Consider the following 7,073-nt stretch of genomic DNA (forward strand, 5'->3'; position numbering starts at 1 on the left):
CCCGCGACCGGGCCCGCGGCCGGAGGCGATGGGGGCGAGGATGCCGGCGGGCCGGCGGCGGGCGGCGGGCCGCCGGGCTCCGCTGTCTGCGGAGCCGGAACCTCCTCCGACGGGATCTCCTGCACGTCGAAAGGGCGCCGGCGTCGCCCCTGGCCGGACGCCGGGCCGTCAGAACCAAAAGCCATCGGCTACCCTCGCGGAAGTGCTGGTCGTGGGCCCGGCGGCGCAACGGACGGCCCGGCGGGGACGGACGGCCCACCCGGAGCAAACGGCACGCGGCCGCCGGACGGGCCGGCGGCGGCCCTGGCGAGAGCCGGGCCGGCAGCGGCCGGGGCGGTGGTGGCTGGTGGGGTAGCGGCCGGGACGGCCGGCGGCAGGACCAGTTCGGTGCGCAGGACCCGCAGCGACCACTCGGCCCAGCGTTGCTCCGCGCCGGCGCGCCGCCCCCGCACGGCCGCGGCGAAGACGAGCGCGACCTGGTCGTAGCGGTGCGCGGCCTCGGCCAGCGCGACCGCCCACTGCTCGACCCGCAGGCCGGCCGCGGCCACGGGCCACAGCGGCTCGGCGACTGGCGGCTCGGCCAGCACCGCCTGGACGTCGGCGAGCACGGGCAGGACGCGCCGGGCGGGCAGCCCGTCGGCGACATCGCAGCGAGCCAGCACCAGCCGCCGCGACAGGACGTCGAACACCGACGCGACCGCCGGCTCCCCCATCCTCCCGACGGCGCCGGGCACCATCCCGACAGCACCAACCACCGATCCGGCGAGACCGATCGCCGTCCCGACAGCGCTGGGCACCGACCAGGCAGAATCGACCACTATTCCGTCAGCGCCAACCACCGACCCGGCAGAACCGGCCACCGACCCGACAGCGCCAACCACCGACCCGGCGGGACCGGCCACCATCTCGGCGGTCCCAACCACCGACCCGGCAGAACCGGCCACCATCTCGGCGGTCCCGACCACCGATCCGGCGGGAGCGGCCACCGGCCTGGCCGAACCAGCGGGCACGTCCGCCGCCGTGACCACCGAACCGGCCGTACGCCCGGCCGCCGCCGGCCCAGCCGTCATCTCAGCCGGCTCAGCTGTCGCGTCCGCCGCCCGGGCCGCCGGGCCGGCCGGCCCATATGAACCGGACAAACCGAATATTCCGGACAGTCCGGGATCGGGATCGGCTGACAGCGACGCGCGGGCGGCGGCCGGGTCGTCCAGGTTGTGGACGAGCAGCCAGGCGGCGACGTGGACGAGGCCGGCCGCGGTGTAGTCGGCGGCCGCGTCCCGGTACCGGCCGGTCCGGATGGACAGCTCCGCCGCCCGCTGGAAGGAGCCGGCGTCCCGGTAGCAGCGCGCGGCCTCGACGGTCTGCCCCGCCCGCAGGTAGCAGTCCGCGGCCCGCTCGAGCAGCACATGGTCAGTCATGAAGCCGCTGCCCTCGTTCGGCCCGTCCGGTCGACGGCTCCTCCTCGGCGGGCCACTGCCTGGCCTGCTGCTCCTGACCCACCTGCCGCTCCTGGAGCAGCGGTACGGGCTGCGGGGCCTCCTGCTCGATGAGGGCGTTGTTCTCGACGATGCGGGCGACGTCGGCGGTGATCCGGTCGTGGCGGACGTCGTGGTCGGCCGCGGGCGCGCCTTCGCTGGTGTCCTCGACGCGGAACACCTCGACCTCACCGGTGTCGGCGCGGTAACGGAACTTCACCCGGACCCGCATGCCTCACCCCCCGAATCCCGTAATCAATAACACGTGGCCCGCCAGCTCATAGCCTGTGGTTCATAGCTCGCGGTTCATGGTCCTGGTTCGTGGTTCGTGTCCGTGGTTCGTGGTTCGTGTCCGTGGTTCGTAATCCGGAATCCAGGATCTGAAATCCGCGGTCCGTGGCCCGAAGTCGGGAATCCGGCCGGGCCGTCAGATCCGCAGCTCGAATTCGATGTCGAGGACGCCGTCGTTCTCCGACCAGGTGATGCCCTCGGCGCGCCGGGCCCGGGCGTAGGCCAGGATCGCGTCCCGGTAGGCGCCGGCCAGCGCCTGGTGGAAGATGTTGCGCCCCTGAATACCGACGGTGACCAGCCGAGTGGCGGCCTCCCGGCGCAGCTCCTCGACGCGGGCAGCGGCGGCCTCGGCCAGGGCGGTGTCCGCGCGGGCCGAGGCGGTGGCTTCCACGGCGGCGCCCTCGGCGGTGTCGGCCTGCTGCCGGGCGGCGGCGAGCAGCGCCTCGACCTGGGCGTCGACAGCCCGCTCGGCGTTGCGCGCGGCCTCCCGGTGGGCGTACCGCTGCGTCCGGCCGCCGTAGTTGTCGTCGTAGTAGACGCCTTCGCCCTCGGCCTCGACGGTTTCGGCGAGCTGCCCGCGGACGACCGCGCTGGCCTCGCCGGAGGCCGTCACCTCGGCGACGGCCTCCGCAACGATCTCCAGTTCGCGGGTGGCGGGATGGTAGATCAGCCAGCCGCCGTCGAGGGCGTGCCGGAACGACTCGCCGTCACGTTCCCACCCGGCGGTGCGGGCGAGGACGCCGGTCAACGCGGCCAGGGTGGGCGCGCCGATGCCGGCGGCCAGCGGCTCGCGGACCCGGGCGTCGCCGGTGGCCTGCCCGCGCCGGGTCACCTGGCGGCGGATCTCCTGCTCCCAGGCGTCGCTGAGGTCACGGGTGGCGCGGACGCGGACCCGGCGCGGGTTACACATCGACCAGCTCCTCCTCGGCGAACCGTTCCCGGTAGATGGTGATCGTCTCCCGCTGGTGGCGTTGGACGTCGGTGAGCAGGTCACGGGCGTCGGGATGGTCGCGGCGCAGCTCCAGGACGAGCCGCTGGCCGCGTCGCAGCAGCTCCCGGAACTCCTCGGCGCGGGACGCCTCCTCCCGGCGGCCGGCCAGCTCGGCAAGATCGATCCGCAGCTCGCCGAGGCTGCGCACGGTGCGGCCGGGCTGGTCGACGGGCACTCCGGCGTCGGCGACGATCCGGCGTATCGTCTGCTCGTCCCGCGGATCGGTCCACAGGTACACGAGCGGGGCGAGGTCGGCGAGTTCGGCGGCGGCACGGCCGGCGAGCAGCGCGCGGGCCGCGAACGTCTTCTGCGCCTTCACCGCCCGCCGGTCGGAGAAGACGACGCCTTCGGCGCGCAGCGAGCGCACGATCCGGGCGAACGGCCCGCGCACGGCGGTCAGGTCGATGTCGGCGACGGCGCGCTGGAGCCGGCCGAGGTCGGCGAGGCCGAACCCGGCCCGGGTCCGCCCGGCCGGGCCGTCCGCCGCGGCCGCCCCGTCCGCCACCGCGTTGATCAGCTCCTGTTCGCCACGCCAGCCGAGGGTGAGGACGTCCTCGATGTCGTCGTCGGGGACGTAGTCGAGCCGGCAGCGCAGCAGGAACCGGTCGCTGAACGCGGCCAGCACCGGGTCGTCCGGAATGTCGTTGGACGCCCCGAGCAGCGTGATCAGATTGGCACCGACCGCCTGGGTGCCGTTGTGGAAGGTCCGTTCGTTGATGAGGGTGAGCAGGGTGTTGAGGATCGCCGAGCTGCCCTGGAACACCTCGTCGAGAAAGGCGATGTCGGCCTCGGGCAGCATGCCGGCGGTGTTCACCTGGTAGACGCCCTCGGTCTGCAGCCGCCGGATGTCGATCGGCCCGAACAGCTCGGCCGGTTCGGTGAACCGGGTCAGCAGATAGCTGAAGTAACGGGCGTCGAGCGTGCGGCGGAAGCGTTCCAGCAGGCTGCTCTTGGCGGTCCCCGGCGGCCCGACGAGCAGGACGTGCTCACGGCACAGGACGGCCAGGGCGAGCAGGTCGACCGCCTCGTCCCGGTCCACGAAGTCCTGCCGGACGTCGCGCAGCCGGGTGGCGAACGTGCGCGCCAGCACCCTGGTCGGCTGGTCCAGCGCCGGCGTGGTCACCGATGCGGTCGCTGGTGTGGTCATGGCGTGGTGCTCTCCCCCCGGCCAGGACTGGTACTGGCGTCGCGGGACGTCCCGGTTTGGGGGCTCCCGTCCGTGGTGAACTCTTCCCCATAGGTGACGATCGGGAGCATATCCGTGGTGCCACGGCGGCCGGCGACCCCGGCGACCCCGATCGGCTCGCCGGCCGGGCCGCCCGCCGGGCGGATGGCCCCACGCGTGACCGTACCGGTGCCCGCCGTGGCGGTGCCGGCGGCGGCGCCCCTCGTGCCCGCGCCACGGGTCCCCGCCCCGCCCACGGAGGCGCCCGCGGAGGGGACGTGATCCGGAGTCGCCACCAGGGCCACCCGCTGCCGGCCGGCGCCGGAGCGGCCCGGCCGCGGGTTCCGCTCCAGCTCCCGCCGCTGCCGGGCCGCGCGCAGCGCCCCGATCAGCTCGCCGAGCCGGCGGGCGTCGGCGGGCCGTCTCGGGTCGCCGACCAGCTCGTCGGCGCGGCCGTCGCGGAACACCGAGCGGATCTCGTCGCCGTTGAGCCCCTCGGTCGCCCGCGCGATGGCGTCCACCAGGACGGGGCTGACCGGGATGCCGAAGTGGCCGGCGTGCACCCGGACGATCTCCCGGCGGGCGTCCTCGTCCGGCAGGTCGATCCGGATCGGGCGGAACCGGCTCGGCCGCAGCAGCGCGTCGTCGATCAGGTCGATCCGGTTGGTCGTACCGATGATCAGAACTGGTACCTCGGGGCGGAAGCCGTCGAGTTCGGTGAGCAGCTGGGCGACGATCGCGTTGCCGGCCCGGCTGCCGCCGTCGTCCCGGCCGGTGCGCCGGGCCGCGATCGAGTCGAACTCGTCGAAGACGACCACGGCCGGGGCGTTGCGGCGGGCCTCGGCGAACAGGTCGCGGATCTTGCGTTCGCTCTCCCCGACGTACATGTCGGTGACCTCCGGCCCGCTGACCACCAGGATCGTCGCGGCCAGCCGGGCGGCCACGGCCTTGGCGAACAACGTCTTGCCGGTGCCCGGCGGGCCGTGGAAGATGAACCCCCGCGGCACCAGGTCGTGGCGCAGGTGGGCGGGCAGGTCCACGGCGCCGCCGATGATGGTCAGCGCCCGGGTCAGCTCGGCCTTGACGTCCGCGTAGCCGCCGATCGCCGAGAACGGCACGTTCGGCACCTCGAACGAGCTGGACGTCCGGGCCTTGAACACCCGCAGCTCGTGGCGCAGGTCGGCGAAGGTGGGCCGCCGGTCGCCCTGGCGCAGCGTCGGGCGGTGCTGGTGGTAGGCGAACCGCAGGGCGTTGCGCAGCCGGACGGCGTTCATCCCGGCCACGTACTTGTACAGGTCGGTCGCGTCGAAGCCGTCGAACAGCTCGGCCTCCCCACGGGTGACCAGCGCCCGCCCGACCGGCACCCGCGCGCCGGAGCCGGTCGCCACCTCCCGGGGCAGGATCTCGATCGACAGCCGGACCGCGAACCGGTTGGCCAGCACCTCCGGGATCACCAGGGACGGGTCGGTGAACGCCAGCAGCACGCACGCGCTGCGCTCGTAGAGGACGTCGGTGAGCTCCCGGGCCTCGCTCGTCAGCGCCGCGTCGCTGCCGCCGGCGAGCAGGTCCAGATGGGGGACGACCACCACGTCACCGGGCTTGGCGTCGGTGACCGCGGCCTGCAGCGCGGCCAGCAGCTCGGCGCGGCGCCCGCCGCCGAGCGGGGTCGCCTCCCCCAGGCCGGACGGCATCCCCGGCGCCCCGGCGCCGCCGACGGGCCGCAGCGTCCGCTGGGGCCGCCCGGATCGGCCGGCGATCTCGTGGGCCAGGTGCTCGACGAGCAGCTTCTCGCAGCGCACCAGGACCGACATGCCGCTCTCCAGGTACGCGGCGGCCCGGTTGATCTCCATGTCGTGCGCGATCAGCACGGCTTCCCGCTCGCTCAGCGTCTCCGGATGCCCGAGCTCCGCGGCCACGACCTGCCCGGTCGCGCCGGTGTTCCGCTCGGCCGTGCCGGCACGGGTGTCCGCATCGGGGTCGGCGCCGACCGCGGCACCGGGGCCGGCACCGGCGTCGGCGCCAGCCGCCGGTCCACCGTCGCGCGGTGAGCCGGCCGCGGCGAGAGCCGTCAGGTCCAGGCCGGGCGGGAGGTGGAGCGGGGTCGACGGGTCGGGTTCGGCCAGCTCCAGGACAAGCCGCCGGACCGGCACCTCCAGGTAGGCCGGATCCAGCGGGGTGAGGCTGAACGCCGGCAGGTCGGCCAGCAGCTCACCGAGAGTGAGCTTCGGCTCGTCGGTCTCGGCCAGCACGTATCGATCATGAAACGCCGTCGGATCGAGCGGGACGAGCCTCAGCCTGAGGAGGCCCGCGCTCATGCCGCACCTGCCACCGACAGAGCGAGCCGGTACCGCCGGACGAGGTTCAGCGCGTCACGATGGCCGTCCAGGAACGTCCGGGAGCGGATCAGCGCCGGGTCGCGCTGGTCCAGCACGGCCAGCGGCGCCCAGAACCGGACGGTGGCGACAGGCAGGTCGTCGGGCAGGCCGGCACCGGAGAGCGCACGGGCCGCCGCGCTCAGCCGCCTGTCCCAGTCGGCGCCGTGGCGCAGCCGGGCCAGCAGGTAGGTGTCGAGCACGACATCGGGATGCTCGTGGGACAGCCGGGTCAGCAGCTCCGTCCGCCAGGTGAGCACCGCCGGGTCGGACGACCACCCAGCCAGCGCCGCGGTCAGCACGGCACGCCCGCGCGGCCGGCCGAGCAGGCCGACCGCGGCGGCGGCCTCCGTCGCGGTGGCACCCCCGGCCAGCCGGCCCAGCGGCGGCCGGTGCAGCACCGCGGTCAGGATGGACGCCCGCAGCAGCGCGTCGGCCAGCTCGGCGTCGATCGTCCGGTCGGCCGCCGGCACGACCGGCGCGGCTGCCACGGACGCCGCGGCCGGCGCAGCTGTCGCCACTTGCCCGGCTGTCGCCACTTGCCCAGGTGCCGCCGCTTGCGTGGGTGTCGAGGCTGGCGCAGCTGTCGCCGCCTGCCCGGGTGCCGAGGCGCCGGGCATGGGTCGGCACACCGACAGTGCCGGCGCGACCACCGCATGCCGGGCGAGGGCGTCGGCCCAGCCACCGGCGGACAGCCTCGGCGCCGGGACCGCCTCGGCGAGTGCCCGCGCCGCGGCGGGCTGGGCCCGCCCGCCGACCGCGGCCGCCAGCAGCAGCGC

General features: G+C 75.0%; 5 protein-coding genes and 1 pseudogene. All 6 read right to left on the reverse strand.

The annotated features are described in order from the left end of the window. Nucleotides 1-188 precede the first annotated feature (188 nt). Nucleotides 189-1,418, reverse strand: a complete 1,230-nt coding sequence (locus NBW84_RS20895) for a hypothetical protein (protein WP_250286620.1) — start codon at nt 1,416-1,418, stop codon at nt 189-191. Then, nucleotides 1,411-1,695, reverse strand: a complete 285-nt coding sequence (locus NBW84_RS20900) for a hypothetical protein (protein WP_250286622.1) — start codon at nt 1,693-1,695, stop codon at nt 1,411-1,413. The genes NBW84_RS20895 and NBW84_RS20900 overlap by 8 nt, the downstream gene beginning before the upstream one ends. Nucleotides 1,696-1,902: 207 nt before the next feature. After that, complete coding sequence (locus NBW84_RS20905; RefSeq protein WP_250286624.1) at nt 1,903-2,676, reverse strand: molecular chaperone DnaJ; 774 nt, start codon at nt 2,674-2,676, stop codon at nt 1,903-1,905. Beyond that, the gene (locus tag NBW84_RS20910) at nt 2,669-3,904 is read right to left on the reverse strand and encodes an AAA family ATPase (RefSeq protein ID WP_250286626.1); all 1,236 of its coding nucleotides are present in this window, start codon (nt 3,902-3,904) and stop codon (nt 2,669-2,671) included. Before NBW84_RS20910 ends, NBW84_RS20905 begins: the two co-directional genes overlap by 8 nt. Next, nucleotides 3,901-6,171 (reverse strand): ATP-binding protein, encoded by a 2,271-nt coding sequence (locus NBW84_RS20915; protein ID WP_250286628.1) that lies wholly within the window; start codon nt 6,169-6,171, stop codon nt 3,901-3,903. The genes NBW84_RS20910 and NBW84_RS20915 overlap by 4 nt, the downstream gene beginning before the upstream one ends. 62 nt (nt 6,172-6,233) lie before the next feature. Continuing rightward, nucleotides 6,234-7,073, reverse strand: a pseudogene (locus NBW84_RS20920) (hypothetical protein); the annotation flags it as partial.

Origin of the sequence: Protofrankia sp. CiP1_Cm_nod2 (genome assembly GCF_920664355.1) — a bacterium.
Lineage (GTDB): Bacteria > Actinomycetota > Actinomycetes > Frankiales > Frankiaceae > Protofrankia.

Bases quoted from the DNA above. Each gene is read 5' to 3' on its own strand.
- NBW84_RS20895 (WP_250286620.1), bottom strand. From the start codon at position 1,418: ATGACTGACCATGTGCTGCTCGAGCGGGCCGCGGACTGCTACCTGCGG.
- NBW84_RS20910 (WP_250286626.1), bottom strand. From the start codon at position 3,904: ATGACCACACCAGCGACCGCATCGGTGACCACGCCGGCGCTGGACCAG.
- NBW84_RS20905 (WP_250286624.1), bottom strand. From the start codon at position 2,676: ATGTGTAACCCGCGCCGGGTCCGCGTCCGCGCCACCCGTGACCTCAGC.